This is a genomic window from Kitasatospora sp. MAA19 (assembly GCF_029894125.1).
GTDB lineage: Bacteria > Actinomycetota > Actinomycetes > Streptomycetales > Streptomycetaceae > Kitasatospora.
Window position 1 is genome coordinate 421,808 of the sequence record NZ_JARXYZ010000003.1, and the last position, 17,780, is coordinate 439,587.

Annotated in this window: 17 protein-coding genes and 1 tRNA gene; 10 read left to right on the forward strand and 8 right to left on the reverse strand. The window is 71.1% G+C overall.

Going from position 1 to position 17,780, the window contains the following annotated elements; all coding sequences use genetic code 11:
• Window positions 1–20: 20 nt before the first annotated feature.
• The 3 genes from P3T27_RS07550 to P3T27_RS07560 form a co-directional block, all read right to left on the reverse strand.
• Window positions 21–566: a methylated-DNA--[protein]-cysteine S-methyltransferase gene (locus tag P3T27_RS07550; protein ID WP_280675544.1), complete on the reverse strand. Its 546-nt coding sequence runs from the start codon at window positions 564–566 to the stop codon at window positions 21–23.
• Between the two features lie 137 nt (window positions 567–703).
• Window positions 704–937: a hypothetical protein gene (locus P3T27_RS07555; RefSeq protein ID WP_280675546.1), complete on the reverse strand. Its 234-nt coding sequence runs from the start codon at window positions 935–937 to the stop codon at window positions 704–706.
• 280 nt (window positions 938–1,217) lie between these two features.
• A complete protein-coding gene (locus P3T27_RS07560; protein ID WP_280675548.1) occupies window positions 1,218–2,522 on the reverse strand; it encodes an MFS transporter in 1,305 nt (434 codons plus the stop codon).
• Between the two features lie 203 nt (window positions 2,523–2,725).
• Here P3T27_RS07560 and P3T27_RS07565 point away from each other — a divergent pair, with 203 nt between their 5' ends.
• A complete protein-coding gene (locus P3T27_RS07565) occupies window positions 2,726–3,511 on the forward strand; it encodes a hypothetical protein (protein ID WP_280675550.1) in 786 nt (261 codons plus the stop codon).
• A gap of 636 nt (window positions 3,512–4,147) precedes the next feature.
• Entirely contained in the window at window positions 4,148–5,299 is a 1,152-nt protein-coding gene (locus P3T27_RS07570) for a hypothetical protein (protein ID WP_280675552.1), read from the forward strand.
• A 48-nt stretch (window positions 5,300–5,347) separates the two neighbouring features.
• On the opposite strand, the gene P3T27_RS07575 is transcribed toward P3T27_RS07570, so the two are convergent.
• Both P3T27_RS07575 and P3T27_RS07580 read right to left on the reverse strand, forming a co-directional pair.
• Window positions 5,348–6,166 (reverse strand): class I SAM-dependent methyltransferase, encoded by an 819-nt coding sequence (locus P3T27_RS07575; protein ID WP_280675554.1) that lies wholly within the window; start codon window positions 6,164–6,166, stop codon window positions 5,348–5,350.
• The gene (locus tag P3T27_RS07580) at window positions 6,163–7,476 is read right to left on the reverse strand and encodes a helix-turn-helix transcriptional regulator (RefSeq protein ID WP_280675556.1); all 1,314 of its coding nucleotides are present in this window, start codon (window positions 7,474–7,476) and stop codon (window positions 6,163–6,165) included. The genes P3T27_RS07575 and P3T27_RS07580 overlap by 4 nt, the downstream gene beginning before the upstream one ends.
• Before the next feature lie 203 nt (window positions 7,477–7,679).
• Here P3T27_RS07580 and P3T27_RS07585 point away from each other — a divergent pair, with 203 nt between their 5' ends.
• The 5 genes from P3T27_RS07585 (at window position 7,680) to P3T27_RS07605 (ending at window position 11,407) form a co-directional block, all read left to right on the forward strand.
• Window positions 7,680–8,174, forward strand: a complete 495-nt coding sequence (locus tag P3T27_RS07585) for an ATP-binding protein (RefSeq protein WP_280675558.1) — start codon at window positions 7,680–7,682, stop codon at window positions 8,172–8,174.
• Window positions 8,175–8,355: 181 nt separating this feature from the next.
• On the forward strand, window positions 8,356–8,496 hold the full coding sequence (locus tag P3T27_RS07590) for a hypothetical protein (protein WP_280675560.1): 141 nt from the start codon (window positions 8,356–8,358) through the stop codon (window positions 8,494–8,496).
• A gap of 13 nt (window positions 8,497–8,509) precedes the next feature.
• Window positions 8,510–9,697, forward strand: coding sequence for a cupin domain-containing protein (locus P3T27_RS07595; RefSeq protein ID WP_280675562.1), 1,188 nt, complete (start codon window positions 8,510–8,512; stop codon window positions 9,695–9,697).
• A complete protein-coding gene (locus P3T27_RS07600) occupies window positions 9,694–10,590 on the forward strand; it encodes an aldo/keto reductase (RefSeq protein WP_280675564.1) in 897 nt (298 codons plus the stop codon). The genes P3T27_RS07595 and P3T27_RS07600 overlap by 4 nt, the downstream gene beginning before the upstream one ends.
• Before the next feature lie 220 nt (window positions 10,591–10,810).
• A complete protein-coding gene (locus tag P3T27_RS07605) occupies window positions 10,811–11,407 on the forward strand; it encodes a hypothetical protein (protein WP_280675566.1) in 597 nt (198 codons plus the stop codon).
• A gap of 234 nt (window positions 11,408–11,641) precedes the next feature.
• Here the strand turns inward: P3T27_RS07605 and P3T27_RS07610 are convergent.
• Window positions 11,642–11,715: transfer RNA gene (locus P3T27_RS07610), tRNA-Thr, on the reverse strand.
• 284 nt (window positions 11,716–11,999) lie between these two features.
• On the opposite strand from P3T27_RS07610, the gene ugpC reads away from it, so the two are divergent.
• The 3 genes from ugpC to P3T27_RS07625 all read left to right on the forward strand — a co-directional run bounded on the left by ugpC (window position 12,000) and on the right by P3T27_RS07625 (window position 14,672).
• Window positions 12,000–13,091, forward strand: coding sequence for a sn-glycerol-3-phosphate ABC transporter ATP-binding protein UgpC (gene ugpC / locus P3T27_RS07615; protein ID WP_280675568.1), 1,092 nt, complete (start codon window positions 12,000–12,002; stop codon window positions 13,089–13,091).
• A 182-nt stretch (window positions 13,092–13,273) separates the two neighbouring features.
• The gene (locus P3T27_RS07620) at window positions 13,274–13,753 is read left to right on the forward strand and encodes a hypothetical protein (RefSeq protein WP_280675570.1); all 480 of its coding nucleotides are present in this window, start codon (window positions 13,274–13,276) and stop codon (window positions 13,751–13,753) included.
• Window positions 13,754–13,889: 136 nt separating this feature from the next.
• The gene (locus P3T27_RS07625) at window positions 13,890–14,672 is read left to right on the forward strand and encodes a nucleotidyltransferase family protein (RefSeq protein WP_280675572.1); all 783 of its coding nucleotides are present in this window, start codon (window positions 13,890–13,892) and stop codon (window positions 14,670–14,672) included.
• A gap of 137 nt (window positions 14,673–14,809) precedes the next feature.
• On the opposite strand, the gene P3T27_RS07630 is transcribed toward P3T27_RS07625, so the two are convergent.
• A complete protein-coding gene (locus P3T27_RS07630) occupies window positions 14,810–16,405 on the reverse strand; it encodes a DoxX family membrane protein (RefSeq protein WP_280675574.1) in 1,596 nt (531 codons plus the stop codon).
• Window positions 16,406–16,756: 351 nt separating this feature from the next.
• Complete coding sequence (gene rlmB, locus P3T27_RS07635; protein WP_280675576.1) at window positions 16,757–17,749, reverse strand: 23S rRNA (guanosine(2251)-2'-O)-methyltransferase RlmB; 993 nt, start codon at window positions 17,747–17,749, stop codon at window positions 16,757–16,759.
• Window positions 17,750–17,780 lie beyond the last annotated feature (31 nt).

Consider the following 17,780-nt stretch of genomic DNA (forward strand, 5'->3'; position numbering starts at 1 on the left):
AGCGCCCGCCCGGGCTGCCGCTACAGCGGGCCGTTCCAGTCGAGGGTCGGCTCCAGCACCCCCTCCAGGGTGAGCAGCCAGCGCTTCACGTCGATCCCCACCCGGCCGCCGCCGAAGCCGCCGATCCCGTCCGCCGCCACCACCCGGTGGCAGGGCACCAGCAGGGCGACGGGGTTGGCGGCCATCATCTGGCCGACCGTCCGCGCCGCCAGGCCGGGCTCGGCCACGTCCTCGAACACCCCGCTACGGGCGGCCAGTTCGCCGTAGGTGATGGTCCGGCCGTACGGCACCTCCTGCCAGAGCGTGCGCAGCACGGTGCGGTGCGGCCCGGAGCTCAGGCTCCAGTCGATCGGCAGGCCCAACTCGTGGCTGCGGCCCGCCAGATAGGCGCCGATCCGCTCCCGGACAGCGGCGGTCTTCGACGCGTCGGTGCACGGCGGCAGCTCGCCGTCCCGGCCGCCGTACCCGGCCGCCGCCACGCCCAGCGGCGTCACGGCGATGTGCATCGGACCGCTGGGTAGCGGTGTCTCCACGGTCAGCCAGGACATCGACCAGGACTGCGGCACGCTCGGGCCCCCACCCTCCGCCGGGCCGGCCGCCGGCCATCCCGGCGCCCGCAGGGCGTTCGCGACCCGTCCGCCCCGCGCGCCATCGTACGGCGGGCGGCGCGGCGCCTCGTCGGCCTCGCCCGGCACCGGGACCGTCAGAGCCGCCCCTTCAGCTCGGCCGCGAGCGCCCGGGACCAGTGCGACAGCTCGGCGCGGTCCGGCGCCCGGCCCTCGCACAGCAGGGTGAGCTGGGCGTCGTTGATCCGGTTCGGCCCCGGGATCTCCAGCAGGTACGCCAGCTCCGCCAGTACGGTGGCGAGGCGCTCGGCGTCCGTGTGGTCCAGAGTGACCGCGGACTCGTGGTGGCTGATGGTGAGCGAACCGGGCATGGCAACCTCCTCCGTCCACCCCCGCACCCTCCACGGTACGACCGGCCCGGCCGCCGTGCCCGCCACAGGGCTGTGGGGGTGCGGCGGCCGGGCGGGGCAGCGCTCCGGGGCCGGCCGGGGCCGGTGCGCGGTGGGCCGCACCGGGGGCCGGGGGTGCGCCCCGGAGCCGTTCGGGGGGCGGGTCGGGGGCGGGCCTCGCCGCGGCCGCCCCCCTCCCTGGGACGCTCGCCCTTCCTGGGACGCTCGCCCGTCCTGCTTCCTGGGGCGCTCGCCCGTCCGGTCAACGCTCCCGCTCGCCGTGATGTTCGCCCTCCCGGCCACCGTCCCCCTCCCAGCGGCGGTTCCGTACCGCTGGAACCGCCAACACCACGGCGCAGGAGGCGAGTTGCCAGACCGCGCCGAGCAGCAGGACCTTCTCCACCCCGATCCGACCGGCCACCGGACCGGCCGCGGCCAGCCCGAGCGGTCCCAGGACGAACGCGCCCAGCGCCCCGAAGGAGTTGACCCGGCCGAGCACCTCCGGCGGTACCCAGTGCTGCATCGTCGTGCTGAACAGCGTCCCGCAGACCGCCGAACCGCCGCCCGCCACCAGCGCGCCGGCAACCACCCACGGCAGCGGCGCGCCGGCCGCCAGCGCGCCGGAGGGCAACGCCCAACCCAGCGTGGCCACGGTGGCCACCGCGAGCGGTCGGCCGGGCCGGCGCCCGAGCATCAACAGCCCGCCCAGCACCGCACCGACGCCGTACACACCCATCACGAGGCCCCAGGCGCGGGCGCCGCCGAGCTCCTGCCGCGCGGTGAGCGGGCCGAGGACCAGGAAGGGCGCCCAGACCAGCAGGTTGAACAGCCCCATGTGCGCCGTGGTGATCCAGAACCACGGCCGGGAGGCGAACTCCGACCAGCCCGCCCGCAGGTCGGCGAGCATCGACTCCTCACCGCCGTCCGCGTTCGCCACCCGCGCGGGCAGCCTGAGCCTGGCCAGGGCGAACGCGCCGACGCCGTACGTCACCGCGTCGACCAGCAGCACCGCCGCCGGACCCTGAGCCGCCGTCACCAGACCGGCCACCGTGGGACCGGCCACCGTGGTCACCGAACGGGACAGCCCCAGCAGGGAGTTCGCATCCGCCAGGAGCTCCTTCCGACTCACCAGGTCGGGCACGATCGCCCCGAGGGCCGGCAGGAACAGCCCTTCGCCGAGCCCCCACAAGGCCACCAGCACGACCATCGCCCAGAGCGGCGCCCGCCCGGCCACCAGCAGCGCGGCGAACACCGCCTGGACGAGCCCGCGCACGACGTCCGAGCCCAGCATCACCCGGCGGCTGCCGAACCGGTCCGCGATCACCCCGCCGGCCAGCAGCACCAGCACCACCGGCAGGATCCGGGCCGCCATCACCCACCCCAGGTCGGTCCCGCTGCCACCGCCGTCGAGCACCGCGAAGGCCACCGCCACCGGCGCCATCGAGGAGCCGAGGAGGGAGGTCGAGTAGCCGACGAAGAACCATGTGAAGTCGCGCTCGCCCAGCACGGCGAGCCGGTCTCCCAGCCGCCTCCGGCGGGCCGGGATCCGTTCCGTATCCACTGCCATGGGCGGCAAGTCTGCCTCCGGGCGGGAGTGGCGTTCAAGGGTTTCCGGGGAAAAGTTGAGCCTTTTGGCCTCAATATTTCCGACCGCGCCAACTGCCGCAGTAAACATCACCATTCATGGCCATTCACCTGCGATTTACTGCACCTGATGAGTATGCTCTGGGTGGCCGATCCCAGCCGATTTACTGCGGAATGAGTCCCGACATGGCAGAGCTTCCCCCGGTCGAGTACGCCGTTGCCGTCGAGCGCTACCTGGCCGCCTCCGGGCTCGCCGAAGGCTCCCGCCGGATCTATCGGATCGCCCTGAACACCTGGGCCTGGGCCCTCGCCGACCGCCCCGCCCCCACCGGCCCCGAACGGCGGCGCGCCCGGCCGCCCGTCCTCCCCCTCGCCCTGCTCGACCACCCGGACGCCGCCCACCGCCTGCGCGCCGCCGCCGACCGCCGCAGCGCCGACACCGACCCGCGCACGCTCAACCGCGAACTCTCCACCCTGCGCGCCGCCGTGGCCTGGTGGCGGGCCCAACACTGGCTCGACGGCGACCCGACCACCGACCTGCACCCCCGCTCACGGCCCGAACCGGCCACCACCCCCCTGACCCCCGACGACCTCCGCGCCCTCTTCGCCCTCCGCGCACCCCTGCGCGAACAGGCGCTCTGGCACCTGCTCCACGAGTCCGGCGCCGCCATCGAAACCGTCCTCGCGCTGAACACCGACGACCTCGACCTGCCCCGCCGCCGCACCCTCCCCCGGCCCGGCCGCACCACCGTCCACTGGCAGACCGGCACCGCCCGCCTACTCCCCCTGCTCACCGCCGGCCGCACCACCGGCCCGCTCTTCCTCACCGACCGCCGCGCCCCCGCCGGCACCCCCACCACCGACCGCTGCCCCCACACCGGCCGCGCCCGCCTCTCCTACCGCCGCGCCGCCGAACTCTTCACCACCCACACCCCCGGCTGGACCCTGCGCCAGCTCCGCCCACCCCACTGAAGACGCCACCGGCCCGGCCCACCAACGAAAACGCCCCGGACTGACCCGACCCGGGGCACTCCCACCAACCACTCCTCACACAGAGCCCCCTGTCGGGTTCGAACCGACTACCCCCGCTTTACAAGACGAACTCGGATCATGACGGGGTGTGACGCCTGATGTCGTGTGGCGCTGAACCTGCAGGTCAGCGCCACACGGCCGACTACGTGATCCGCCTCCAGATGGCCCCTGCCGCCCCGTCCGCTCACGCAGAGAACTCGCAGACCCGCTACCGAGGAAGGGACGTCCGCCCGCGACGTTGTGCGCTCTGGCCTACGACAGCACCATGATCAGTCACGAATCCTGGGGCGAGCTCCCCCACGCTGCCTTCTGATCCGTTCAACGAGGGCCACCAACACCGGTGCCAGCGCCTTGACAGCAAGAAGCCGATGGCTTCGGGCTACCGATAGAACCAAGATGACGATGGTGCCGCAGATGAGCGCCACCAGTGTGACAACCACTGCACCGAGAAGCCACTGCCCTCCTGCAGCCATGTGCATGCAGACCAGATCTGCGGCCATTCCCACGACATCTCCTTACCCACCCGTTCTTCGGTCGACGGGCCTAGGATGGTTTGTCATCTTGAGGGGAGCCAAGATGACAAACCTCCGTGCTGATGTCGAGAAGGCATTGGGTTGGCGGATGTCCGACGCCATGTGGGAGGACCTCGCCGGAGACGGAGAGGCGATGAGCCAGCGCACCGACCGTGCGGCGGTCCGCCGGGAGCTTGTCACAGCCATCAAGCAGAGAATGGCCATATACGGGCACACTCCTGCCACTCGGGCGGACGGTCCAACCCCATCGATGCGGCCAACCACGGTTTCTGCTTCAGCGAGGATCGATGCACTCTCTGCCATCTACGCGGCCTGGGCAAACAGTGACTCCAAGGTGGAGTGGTTTCGCCGCTCCTATTTGGTCCCCCAAGACACGCCAGAGTACGAAGCCTGGATAGCAGGGCGAGGCGACTACCCCGACTTTCAACTCCTCCCACCGGAAGACGTGAATCAGTGGATAATGGATCACTTCAATGCCGATTCCTCCGACAGCAACGGAACCCGACACATCGAGGCCCTTCTTACTGCGCGCCGACCAAGCGAAAACCCCGTCGTCGATCTCTGGTACATTGCGAACCACCGCGAGTTGGCTCTGACGGTGGACTCTCGTTGGACCCTGGGGGATCTTGCCAAGATTTCCATGGACATTGCGGGCACCTACCAGTGGCGCCAATCAGAGGCGGCAACCTTCGTACTCACAGGACGACAACCCGAGGTGTTCGTTTACACGGGATCCGCATCTATTCTCCATGGCGCGACAGCCGCTTGCAGCCGCGTCACAATGACCCTTGATCCATTCCTCACGCCCGACCAAGTGGCAGACATTTACAGTCGACTCAAGGCCCGGCTCCATTCAGGCCCTATCAAATCACTGTCAGAGAAGCACTACCGACTCGCCCAACATATCGGGCCGCACGTAGCCTCCCGCGTCGACCATCCACGGCGGACTGGCAGGACAGGCCGTCCACTGCAGGCAGGCCCGACCGGACTGGCTCATTTTATCGAGCCAGCAGACGGGGCCACTTGGCAGTCTCTGCGTCGAGATTGGAACAATCTATACGGGCACCGCACAGGCAGAGGCGGCAAAGCGTGGCACTACGACTACCAAAACCACGCCAACTTCATCCGCGATGCAAAGAAAGCATTTGAACGACTACTCTTTCCGCCTTGGAAGAGGCCGGATGAGTCAGAATAATCGCAATGGCGCCAGGGAATCGCCATGTCATTTTGCCGACATGGCCCCTTACCGCCTGCAAGTCAGGATGCCACCACGGCACGTGATCTTGAATGAGCCGTCCGCCTTGATGGCGCCAGCGGCGATCTCTGCGGCCCGGTCGACCGTCTCATGAAAAGGGACACCACACTGCTCGGCCCACGCTTCATAGGAAGCTAGGTGCGCGATAATCGGCGCCGGGTCAGTCACGTCAATGGTGCCTGGCAATCCCCGAACGCGGATCTCCTTGAACGCCGCCCGAAGGTAGCTCGGAGCTTTTTCCAGCGAGAAGCGTGAACTGAGGGAGACTCGCGCTGGTCCTTCGGGGATGCCCAGTACCTCGCCTGCAGCCCTGGCCCAGAGTTGACCGAGTTCTCGCTTATCCATATCGCTGTTGGTCGAGACCATTAGTACGCCACCAGGACGGAGGACTCGGGCCAACTCCTCGATAGTCGCCTCAATGTCGCCAACGTGGTACAGCATGTGCAGGGCCAACACGGCGTCGGTGCTGTCGCCGGCGAAGGGCAGGGCCTGGGCGTCGGCCACCAGGACTGGCTTCTCGACGTCGGCGAGGATGCCCGCTGAGATGTCCATCCCGACGACCTGAAGGTCTGGGCGGTCCCTGTGCAGACGGCTGACGAACTTGCCGTTGCCGCAGCCGACGTCGATGACGGTGCCGCTGGTGTTGGCCAGCTCCTCGACGACGATCCCGGGCAGGTCGTACTGCGGCTGTTGCCACCGGTAGATGGACTGGCGGGCGGCCAGGTGGCGTCCGTCGGCGTAGGCCCTGTTCGCGAGGATCGTCTTGTCGGCGACTGCGGCGTCCTGCTGTGCGGTGTTGCTCGTCACTGTGGCAGCTCCGGCGGGTTCGTGAGTGCGGGTCGGGAGCAGGCTTCTCTGACATTCTCACGGAGGCTCAGGACGATCGGGGAGCCTGCGTGGGCGGGCTCGGCGAGACGAGTGCTCAGGGCCCGAAGTCGGGCAGAGATGCTCGCTGTTCGCCGGTCCGGCGCAGCGTCCAGCACCACCGAGAGCTTCTCCTGCACGCCGTCGAGATCGCCGTGGGCGAGGTGGGCGTTGGCGAGGTCGAGGCGGGCGGCCAGCAGGTCACCGGAGGACTGCTCCTGCCGCGGTGCGGACTGATACAAGGCGATGGCCCTGGAGGACGCCTCGATGGCGCGGTTCACATACGACCGGCTGCCCAAGGCCAGGAGGGCGGTGCCGGCGTAGGTCCACTGCTTGGCCTCGGGAAACGTGAACACGCCGGGAAGATCCACGGCGGCTGCTGTGCTCCGCGCCACCGCGGCCGCTTCCACGGCCCGTAGCGCGCTCGCGCTGTCGCCGAGCGCGGCGGTGGCCCGTGCTTCGAGGCTGAGCAGGCGGGCGGCGATCGTCCCGCTGTCCGCGTACGGCAGTCCGGCTCTGGCCAGCTCGGCGGCCTGGCGGTGGTCCTGCTGCCAGTAGGCGATCAGGGACTGGACGGATCGGATCCAGGCCCGGAGACCGTTGTGGCCGGCTGACTCCGCGCAGCGCCAGGCCGTTCGCGAATGGGTAGCCGCAGCTGCGTACTGGCCGAGGTCGAGGGCGACATGGGTGGCCAGGCCACAGAGGCGTCCGGCCTGCAGGTAGAGATGGCTTGTCTGGTAAGGGTGTTGGCGGCCTTGGAGTAAGTCGAACACTCCTCGCCGGAGGGTTCCGATGTCGTGAAAGAGCTCGGACACCGGCTTGCTCACGTAGTCCCCTGCCAGCCTCGCGATGTCCGCGTCGATCTGTTCGAGCAGCATGTCGTCCACGTTGGAGGCGCTCGCGAAGCGAAGGAAGAGCGCGGACTCTGCCGAGTCGGCTGCCACCGCCACTACGAGATCGTTGTCGTGGTCCGTGCGCCGGGCAGGCACGGGAGTCGAGGCGTCGCCGACGCTGCTGGGCGGTGGAACTACTTCGGCGACTGCAGGGGGTGCTGCCAGCAGGTCGGCCAACTGATCGACCGAGAGTTCCAGAGCGCGGGCGAGCTTCGGCCGCATCCAGGGTTGTGGGGCACCCCTACCGCTCTCCCATCGCCCCACGGTCGTACGGTCCACGTCGAGGGCTTCAGCCAGGGATTCCTGGGTGTGGCCGACAGCCTCCCTGCGCTGTATCAGCCGGGACCTCCTGGATGCCATCCCGCGTCCTCCAGAAGTACGTCAGTTCGTCTGTAGCCATAACAGGCCTGGTCATGCCCAGGTTTGCAGCACGGATGCCTCGTTGCCGCTTCAATTCTGCTCTGGTTCACCGGCGTTGGAGACGGTTCCGTAGATACCTGCCGGGTGAATCCCGGCGCGAATCGGCCCGCTGCCGACCTCGTCCCGGTGAAAGGTCCGCGCTCATGTCCGTCGCCACTCGCCAAGCCACTCCGCCCGCCCCGTTCGGCTTTCGCGTGCTACCCACTGCCGAGGCCGTGCCGGACGCCCGGCGGCGGGTGATACGGACCGTGCGCGGTTGGGACCTGCCGCTGGCCGAGGACGCGCTCCGCGATGTCGAGTTGCTGTCCAGCGAGCTGATCACCAACGCCGTGTCCCACACCCACGCCCCGTGCGTCGTGTGCGTGTCCTGGGACGGTGAACGGCTGCGCGTCGAGGTGACGGACGTCGGCCACGAACTCCCGGCTGCCGGCCGGATCGATCTCGACGCCACCGACGGGCGCGGGCTGTTCCTGGTGGCAGCGCTCGCGACGAACTGGGGCGCCGAGCCGGACCCCGCTGGCAAACGGATCTGGTTCGAGGTCGGCACCACCGCCGCCGTCTCGGGCGACGAGCGACTCACCGTGCTGGTGAGGGCCGCGGCCCCGGAGGCACGGGACGTCGTCCCGACCAGTGCCTGACAAGACTTCCTCCCGCCCCGACGCGGGCTTGGGGGGATGCAGGTGGCCGCGCTGGTCAACAGCCACGCGGCACAAGCACCTGAGGTTCCTTGCCAACGGCTTGCCCTGGCAACGGATCCATCGCTGCACCCACTACGGGGCCGGGCAGTCGGCCCGCCCCATGAAACCGAAGGAGTGCTTCATGCCCGAGAACCTGACGGCCAACACCGACCTGGAGGGCGACGGCCTGCTGGTCGCCCGTGCGAAGGTCACCGCGGCCCGCTCGCGCGGCGAGCAGGGGTCGGACGGCGGCTCCACCGGCCGTACCGACACCAACGACTGACGGCTGCATCACGATGACCGCCGAGCACTTCTCGGTGGTTGAGCATCTGGGCGGGGATGACTTCCTCGCCCAGACGCTCGGCCGCAGCTTCAAGGTCGCACGCGGTGAAGCCGCGTCACTCGCTGGACTCATGAGCTGGGATGACCTCAACGCCATCCTGACCCACCACCGGTTCGAACCCCCTCGCCTGCGACTCGCCACCAACGGGGAGCAGCTGCCCGCGCACACGTACTCCCGGCCGATTACCACCCGGCGCAACACCATCTGGCACCAGCTCCAACCCTCCGAATTGCACCAGCGTCTCGCCGAGGGCGCCACGCTGGTCCTGGACGCCGTTGACGAACTGCACCCCGGAATCGGTGCTCTGGCCGGCCAGCTGGAGCGCCGGCTGCGGACCGGCGTGCAGGCCAACCTGTACGCCTCCTGGACCGGCATCGAAGGCTTCGGCGTCCACTGGGACGATCACGACGTGGTTGTCGTCCAGCTCGACGGCGCGAAGCGCTGGCGTATCTACGGCCCCACCCGCACGGTGCCGATGCACCGCGACGTCGAGACACCGGAGCCGCCGCCGGAAGAGCCCCTTGCCGATCTGGTCCTCACCGCCGGCGATGTGCTCTATCTGCCTCGGGGCTGGTGGCACGCCGTCGCCGCCTCCGAGGGCCAGCACTCGCTGCACGTCACGTGCGGGCTGCAGAGCACAACCGGCGCCGATCTGATCACCTGGCTGTCGGAGATGCTGCGTGCCCACGAGGCCGTCCGAGCGGATGTCCCACGCCTCGCGGCCGCCAAGGAGCAGCGCGCCTTCCTCGACACGATCGGCAAGCTCATCGCGACCGAGCTGGAGAGCGACGACCTGCTCACCCGCTTCTCCTCCGCTCGCGACGCCACCGAGCGAGCCCGGCTCGCACCGTCGCTGCCCCACATCACGGCGGCCCCACCGGATGCCGACCTGCAGGTACACCTGGTCACCACGCGGCCCGCGCTCGCGGCCATGCCCGACGGCACCGTCCGGTTTACCGCCGGAGGTGAGGAGTGGACGTTTGCCGCCAAGGCCGAGCCGATGCTCGCGCTCCTCGCCGACGGGGAACCTCACCGGCTGGCCGATCTCGCGCAGGCCGCACACATCACTCTCGGCCAGGCGGCCGCTGTCGTGACGGAGCTGGTCGACGGCCAGGCCGCCGCGGTCGGAGGCCCACGATGACTGCCCGGCTGGGCCTTGGCACCTACCGCTGCCTCGATGTAGCCGAGGCCGCGCTGATGGCCGCCTCCAGTGGTGCGGGCTGGGTGGACACAGCGCCCAACTACGCAGTCGGCCGGGCGGAGATGTCGCTCGCCGTGGTTCTGGCTGCCTACCCCGATCTGTGCGTCTCCACCAAGGTGGGCTTCGTCCCGGCCGGCGCCGGGCACATCGGTGTGCGAGCCGGTGCCCTGTCCCCGGCGGACGCCGAGGGCGGGCACTGTCTCACCCCGGACTACATCACCTGGCAGCTCGCGCGGAGCAGGCTCATGCTCGGCCGGGTACCCGACCTGGTGTTCGTGCACAACCCCGAGCACTCCTGCCCGGACGGCGAGATCACCGGCCGGCTCTCCAACGCCTTCCTGGCCCTGGAGGAGGCGTGCAGCCAACAGATCATCAGCGCCTACGGAGTGGCGACTTGGCGCGGCTTCAGTAGCGGGCTCTTCGACGTACCCACGCTGATCGAACTCGCGACCAAGGCCGGCGGACCGGATCATCACCTGTGGGCCATCCAGCTCCCGGTCTCCCTCGTCCACCTTGCGCCCGTCGCCCAGGCTCTCGACGGACACGGCCCGCTGGCCGATGCCCTGGCTGCGGGACTGGAGGTGTTCGCCTCCGCCCCGCTCCACGGCGGCGAGATCCCTGGCCTGGTGCCCCCGGAACTGTCCGAGCTGATCACCCCTGGCAAGACCCCTGCCGAGACCGCCCTCGCAGTCGTTGCTTCAGCCCCAGGGGTGAAGCGCGTGCTCCTGTCGACGGGAAACCCGGAACACTGGATGCGGGCCGCCGAAGCCGTCGGCCAACCGCCGTTGTCTCCGGACGTACTCCGAAGGGTCGTTGATGTACTCGGAACCTGAGCCGGACACCGCCAGGCGGATGCGCGGAATGCACACCACAGCAGCAGCGACGCTCGACGCGACGGCGATAGGCTCACGCGAGACATGGGGCTGGCGAGGGCGCACCCTCAGCCGGCCGGTTGCCACGGCGTCCGGCGAGCGCTGGCTCCGCCTGGTGTCCGCCCCGGCCGACAGGGCCGGCGGGAAGCTCTGGGAGGGACCGCAGGAGGCAGAACGGCTCATGCCTCCTGCGGTACCTAGGCCGCGCCTGCGGGAGCGGCGTACCTGGACCGAGGACGGGCACGGCTACCTGGCGGAGCTGTACGACAAAATCGCCACCTCTACCATCACTACCCACGAGCCGATCCTCCGGGAAGCGCCCGATCTGGACGACGCCTGGTGGGACGGGCTCAGCACCGCCCTCGACGCCATTGCCACCGTTCCCAGCGACCGGGTGGCGGTCCGGCAGGAATACCTGGACCGCGCCATGCCCCAGTACCTGGGCATCCCGATCGACACCGCAGTGCCCACCTGGACGACGGCCCACGGTGACCTGCACTGGGCCAACCTCACGGGCCCAACCCTCACGGTCCTCGACTGGGAAGGCTGGGGCACCGCGCCTGCCGGGTACGACGCGGCGCTGTTGCACTCGTACAGCCTCCTCGTGCCGGACACCGCCGCCCAGGTCCGTCACCAACTCGCCCATATCCTCGACACGCCGGCCGGGCAGTTCGCCGAACTGGTCGTCATCACTGAACTGCTGCAGACCACTACTCGAGGGGACAACCTCGACCTGGAGAAGCCCCTGCGAAGGCGGCTCTCCGCGATCACCAGATGACCGGCCCTCGACCCCCTGGTCGAGGGCGGCGCGTTGGGTAGCCCTTGGGATATCCAACGCGACAACGTGCTCCGCCCCAAGGGGCGTGGGCCGGGGTAAGGACTCCTTACCCCACAACTTCCCCCAGCCCACCGGGCCATCCGCTCACGCAAACGGCCCCGGACGAGAAGTCCGAGGCCGGTGACGAAGCCCCCCAGAAGGCCAAAGCTGCAGCTCATCCGGGGTGGAAACGAGAGCCCCCTGTCGGGTTCGAACCGACGACCCCCGCTTTACAAGAGCGGTGCTCTGGCCAGCTGAGCTAAGGAGGCACGGTGACCGTCCGCGATGGATCACGGCGGCACCGGGGGCAGTCTACCGGGCCGGGGTGGTGGGGTGTGGGGATATCCGGGGGTTGGTGGAGTGGGGTGGGCGTGATGGAACCGATGCCGAAATCGGGCGGGCTGGGGGCTGACAAGCCGCGGAAGCGCAGGTAGCGTCGCCGGAAGTCGGTTCGTGTGGTGGTTCAGACCACTGGGCGGGCTGATGGAGACGAACGAATCCCCCTTTACTCGGATCGTCCGGCACGTTCCTGCCGGTGGAGGAGAGTACGACCATGGCTTCTGTCACGTACGAGCAGGCGACCCGTGTCTACCCCGGGGCGGACAAGCCCTCGGTGGACGCGCTGGACCTGGAGATCGCGGACGGCGAGTTCCTCGTGCTGGTCGGCCCGTCGGGCTGCGGCAAGTCGACCAGCCTGCGCATGCTGGCCGGTCTGGAGGACGTCAACAGCGGCTCGATCCGGATCGGCGACCGGGACGTCACGCACCTGCCGCCGAAGGACCGGGACATCGCCATGGTGTTCCAGAACTACGCGCTGTACCCGCACATGACCGTCGCCGAGAACATGGGCTTCGCGCTCAAGATCGCCGGCGTGAACAAGGCGGAGATCCGCACCAAGGTCGAGGAGGCCGCGAAGATCCTCGACCTGACGGAGTACCTGGACCGCAAGCCGAAGGCGCTGTCGGGCGGTCAGCGCCAGCGTGTCGCGATGGGCCGCGCGATCGTGCGCCAGCCGCAGGTCTTCCTGATGGACGAGCCGCTGTCGAACCTGGACGCCAAGCTGCGCGTCTCGACCCGTACCCAGATCGCCGGCCTGCAGCGCCGCCTGGGCATCACCACGGTGTACGTCACCCACGACCAGACCGAGGCGCTCACCATGGGCGACCGGGTCGCGGTGCTCAAGGGTGGCGTGCTGCAGCAGGTCGACACCCCGCGCAACATGTACGACAAGCCCGCCAACCTGTTCGTGGCCGGCTTCATCGGCTCGCCGGCGATGAACCTGGTCGAGGTGCCGCTGGTGGACGGCGGCGTGAAGTTCGGCGGCTCGGTGGTCAACGTCTCGCGTGACGACCTGGCCGGCGCCGGCACCGACAAGTCGGTGACCGTCGGCATCCGCCCGGAGCACTTCGAGATCGTCCCGGCGGGCGGCATCGAGGGCGTCGCGGTGACCGTGAACGTGGTCGAGGAGCTCGGCTCGGACGGCTTCGTGTACGGCACCACCAAGATCGGCGGCGAGGACAAGGAGCTGGTCGTCCGCGTGCACGGCCGGCAGATCCCGGCCCGCGGCGAGACGATCCACGTCGTGCCGATCGCCAACGAGACCCACGTGTTCTCCACCAGCTCGGGTGCCCGCCTGAGCAGCTGAGCACGGCGTGCCCGGTCGTCCGGGCGAGCCACCACGCGGAGCCCGTCGGACCACTCCCGGTCCGGCGGGCTCCGTCCGTACACCCCCGCGTCAACACGGTGTGGGGACGAAACCGGACACGGTGTCACTCGATGGTGTAACGGAGGGCGACCCCACCCGCACCCACCGCTACTCTCCTGAGGGTGAAGCAGCTTGTGCGCCGTATCGGCCAGACCGTCGCCCTGACCCTGCCGGTCGTCCTGGTGACCACCGGCACCCTCGCCGTGACCCGGGTGCCGTGGGCCCCGCCGACCGGCCTCGACCAGCAGGTCGTGGCGGCGTCCAGCGGTGACGGTGCCGGGATCGGGCGTTCCGCCACCACCAACGCCGCCCCCAACACCGCCACCAACGCGGCCGCGGGCACGTCCTCGGACGGGCTCGCCCCGCAGGAGTCGCTGCGGGTGGTGCTGCTGGACGAGCTGCGGGCGAAGAACCCGTCCGCCGCACTGGACCTGCTGGAGCGCTCGATGCGCGAGCAGCCGTCGCTGACGCCGTACTGCACCTCGCTCGCCACCGAGCTGGGCAAGGCCGCGGTGCGCAAGTACCAGGGCGACGTGCAGCGGGCCCGGTCGTTCGCCCGCCCGGTCTGCGACGGGTCGTTCGCGGCGGGCATCGCCGGCTGACGACGTCAGCGGCTCGGGCTGCCCCGCGGCGGATCCGGCCGACCCCCACGGCCCCAGCCCGCGACCTCAACCGGCGGCCCCAACCGGCGTCCGCGGCTCCGGCCGACCGGCCCGGTGGGCGCCTTATTGTTCAGGCATGACCGCTGACTCCGGCCCCACCGCCGACCTCACGTCCCCGCCGCCCCGGCCGACCACGACGCCCGTCACCCAGGCCGTGATCCTGGCCGGCGGCCAGGGCTCGCGACTGCGGCCCTACACGGACGACCGCCCCAAGCCGCTGGTCGAGATCCCGGGAACGGGCACGCCGATCCTCGGCCACCAGCTGGCCTGGCTGGCCTCCGAGGGCGTCACCGACGTGGTGGTCTCCTGCGGGCACCTCGCCGACGTGCTGGAGGAGTGGCTCGACAAGGCGGACCTGCCGCTGCGCGTCCGCACGGTGGTCGAGGAGGAGCCGCTCGGGCGCGGCGGCGGCCTCAAGTACGCGGCCAAGGCGCTGCCCCGCCCGGACGAGCCCTGGTACGCCACCAACGGCGACATCTGGACCCGGTTCAGCCTGCGCGATATGGCCGCCTTCCACCACGAGCGGGACGCCGTCGCGACGCTCGCGCTGGCCCGGCCGCGGATCCCGTGGGGGGCGGTGGAGACCGACCAGTTCGGCAACGTGCTGGACTTCATCGAGGCACCGCCCTCGCCGTTCCTGATCAACGCCGGGCTGTACGTCTTCAGCCCGGAGTTCGCCGAGCTGCTGCCGGACGTGGGCGACCACGAACGCACCACGTTCCCGCAACTGGCGCGCAGCAAGCGGCTGGCGGGCTACCAGCTGCCGCAGGGCGTGTACTGGCGCGCCATCGACACCGCGAAGGACCTCACCGAGGCCGCCAAGGAGCTCGCCGCCGGGGCCGGCCGCGCCCCACAGTGACGCCCCCGGGCACAAACGGCAAAGCGGCAACCCCTCGAGGCACGAGCAGCAGCAGCGAGCGGCAACGGCAACGGCAATCGGCCGGGTGCTCCGCCATGGAGCACCCAGCCGACCGCGTCCGCGAACCGTCAGACCCCTCAGGTGGACGTAGGCGCCCCCGGGCGGGAGGAGCGGGCGCCGCCGGACAGGTCGGCCAGCGGGGCGCTGCCCAGCACCCCGCCGAGCAGCCCGGAGCCCGCCCCGGAGCTCGGGCTCGGCTTGGACGCCGTCCCCGAGCCGCCGGGGGCCGGGGTGCTGCGCTGGGCGGGCGAGGAGCCGGCCGGCGGCGCGCCGGCGGACGACGCGGCCGGGCTCGCACCGGCCCCGCTCTCCGCCTTGGTGGAGTGCCCCTTGCCGCTCGGCGTCGGACCGGTCGGCCGGGAGGCCGGGGCGGAGGAGGGCGGAGCGGTCGGGCTCGGTGTGGGGGTGGCCGGTCGCGGGGCGGCGGGCGAGGGCGAGGTGGACGAGCCCTGGCCGCCCGGGGTGCCGGTCGGGGCGCCGCCCGGCCAGACCGGCGTGCCGTAGTCGGTGGCCGGACGGGCCGGCGCCTGGTGCGGCCGGGCGCCGGTGCGCACCGCCGCGCCGAGCATCGAGCCGAGCAGCAGGGTCAGCCCGACGACGACCGTGGTGACCACCGTGCCGCGGCGCAGCACCCGTCGGCGCAGCGCGGCGGGCGCGTCCGCGCCGTACCGCCGCCAGGCTTCCAGGTTGAGCCGCCCGTCCAGGGAGGCGAACGGCGCGCCGGCGATCAGCAGCGGGCTCCAGGCCGCCAGGAAGATCAGGTCGGGCGTGTCGTAGACCGGCACGGCCCGCCAGCTGACGGTGAACAGCAGCGCGGCGGAGAGCAGCATCGCCGCCCCGGCCGCGAGCCGCTGCCAGAGGCCGAGGACGGTCAGCACACCGACCACGATCTCGGTGAACGACACCGCCAGGCCGGCACCGACCGGGTGCGCCATGGCGAAGGCCAGCAGCGGCTCGGCGACCTTCCAGGGGTGCAGCGAGGCGAGCCAGCGCATCATCGAGCCGCGCTCGCCGCCGTCGAAGTACACCGGGTCGCAGAGCTTGCTGAACCCGGCGTAGACGGACAGCGAGCCGAGGACGGCGCGCAGCGGCAGCAGGACCAGGCCGAGGTCGACCCGGCGTCCGGGGTACCAGGCCTGCCGACCCTCGGCGGCCGTCGCGGAGACCTCGGGCAACTCGCCGCTCGGGGTCCAGCCCTGCGGCGCGCCGACCGGGCCGACGCCCGCGTAGGTGGCGGTGCCGGCACCCGTCCGGGGCTGGCGCGGGACGGTCCGGGCACCCGAGTAGGTCGGGATCACCCGGGTGTCCGACTCGGCCAGGCCGACGCCCCCGGAGGCGGAACCGGTGAGCCGGACGGCCTCCAGCAGCTGGGTGGCCGCGAGGTCCCCGGGGGGCGCCTGCCCGGTCCAGGTGACGGCGGTGACCCGGCCCTTGCGGCGCGGCGCACCGCCCCCGGCGGCCCCCGCCATCGCCGGGACGGCGGAGGCGGGCACGACGACCTGCGGGGTGACCAGCGGACGGCGGATCAGGCCCTGGTTCGCGTACGGGTCGCCGAACGCGGCACCGGTGGACAGCAGTCCGGCCGGGGCCTCGATCAGCGGCGGCACCGGGGCGCCGAGCCGGAGCCGGAAGCTCGCCTGCGTGTTGCTGAGGCGCGCGGGGTCGGACGGCACCTTGACCGTGTCAAGGCCGGGGCCCGCGTCTATCCCGGTGCTGCCGCCGCCGAACAGGGGGCGCCGAGGTGTTCTGGTGTCCACGCCCGTCTAACCGGGTGACGGCCGCTTAGGACACTCTCCCGAGTGGATGTCCGGCGCCTGCTTGAAATGATCATGAGAAAAGCGATCGAGCCCGGTCGGGCCCGATCGCTTTTCACTCGGACTGCGGAGAATTCAGAAGATCCCCTGCGCACCGGCCACCGCGTGTGCTGCGGCGGCGACCCGTGCTGCGGCAACGGCCTGCGCCCCCGGCGGCGACCCGCGCTCCGGCGGCGGCCCGTGCTGCGGCGGCCGCCGGTGCGCCAGGGGTCAGCGCTTGGCCCGCAGCCGCGCGGCCTCGTACAGCACGATGCCCGCCGCGACACCGGCGTTCAGCGACTCGGTCAGCCCGGACATCGGGATCCGCACCCGCATGTCGCAGGTCTCCGAGACCAGCCGGGACAGGCCCTTGCCCTCGCTGCCCGCGACGATCACCACCGGGCCGGTCAGCAGCTCCAGGTCGCCCAGCTCGGCCTCGCCGTCGGCGGCCAGGCCGACCACCATCAGGCCGGCCTTCTGGTAGGCCTCCAGGGTGCGGGTGAGGTTGGTGGCCCGGGCGACGGGCAGCCGGGCGGCGGCGCCGGAGGAGGTCTTCCAGGCACCGGCGGTCATGCCGGCCGCGCGGCGCTCGGGGATGACCACGCCGTGTGCGCCGAAGGCGGCGGCGGAGCGGACCACGGCGCCGAGGTTGCGCGAGTCGGTGACACCGTCCAGCGCGATGATCAGCGCGTCCTGGCCGGCGTCGGCGGCCTCGCCCAGCAGGTCCTCGGGGTGCGCGTACTCGTACGGCGGGACCTGGAGCACCAGGCCCTGGTGGTTGAGCCCGCCGGTCATCTGGTCCAGCTGCGGGCGCGGGGCCTCCATCAGCGGGATGCCACGGTCGTTGGCGGCCTGGAAGGCCTCGCGGACGCGGTCGTCGGTGTCGATGAACTGCATGACGTACAGCGCGGTGGCCGGCACGTCGCCCTTCAGGGCCTCGACCACCGAGTTGCGGCCGAAGACCAGCTCGGCGGCACCCGCGCCGCCGCGGCCGCCGCGCCCGCCACCGCCGGACCGGCGCATGCCGGCGCGGGCCTTGGCGTCCCGCTCGCGCTTGATCGCGGCGTTGGCGGCGCGCTGCTTCGGGTGGCCCTTGCGCTCCTCCCCGGGCGGGGTCGGGCCCTTGCCCTGGAGCGCCTTGCGGCTGTGCCCGCCGGTACCGACAGACGCGCCCTTCTTCGATCCGGGGTTGCGGCGGTTCCTGCGCGCACTGTTGCCGGCCATGGCTGTACATCCTGTCTGTTCGGCATGCCCG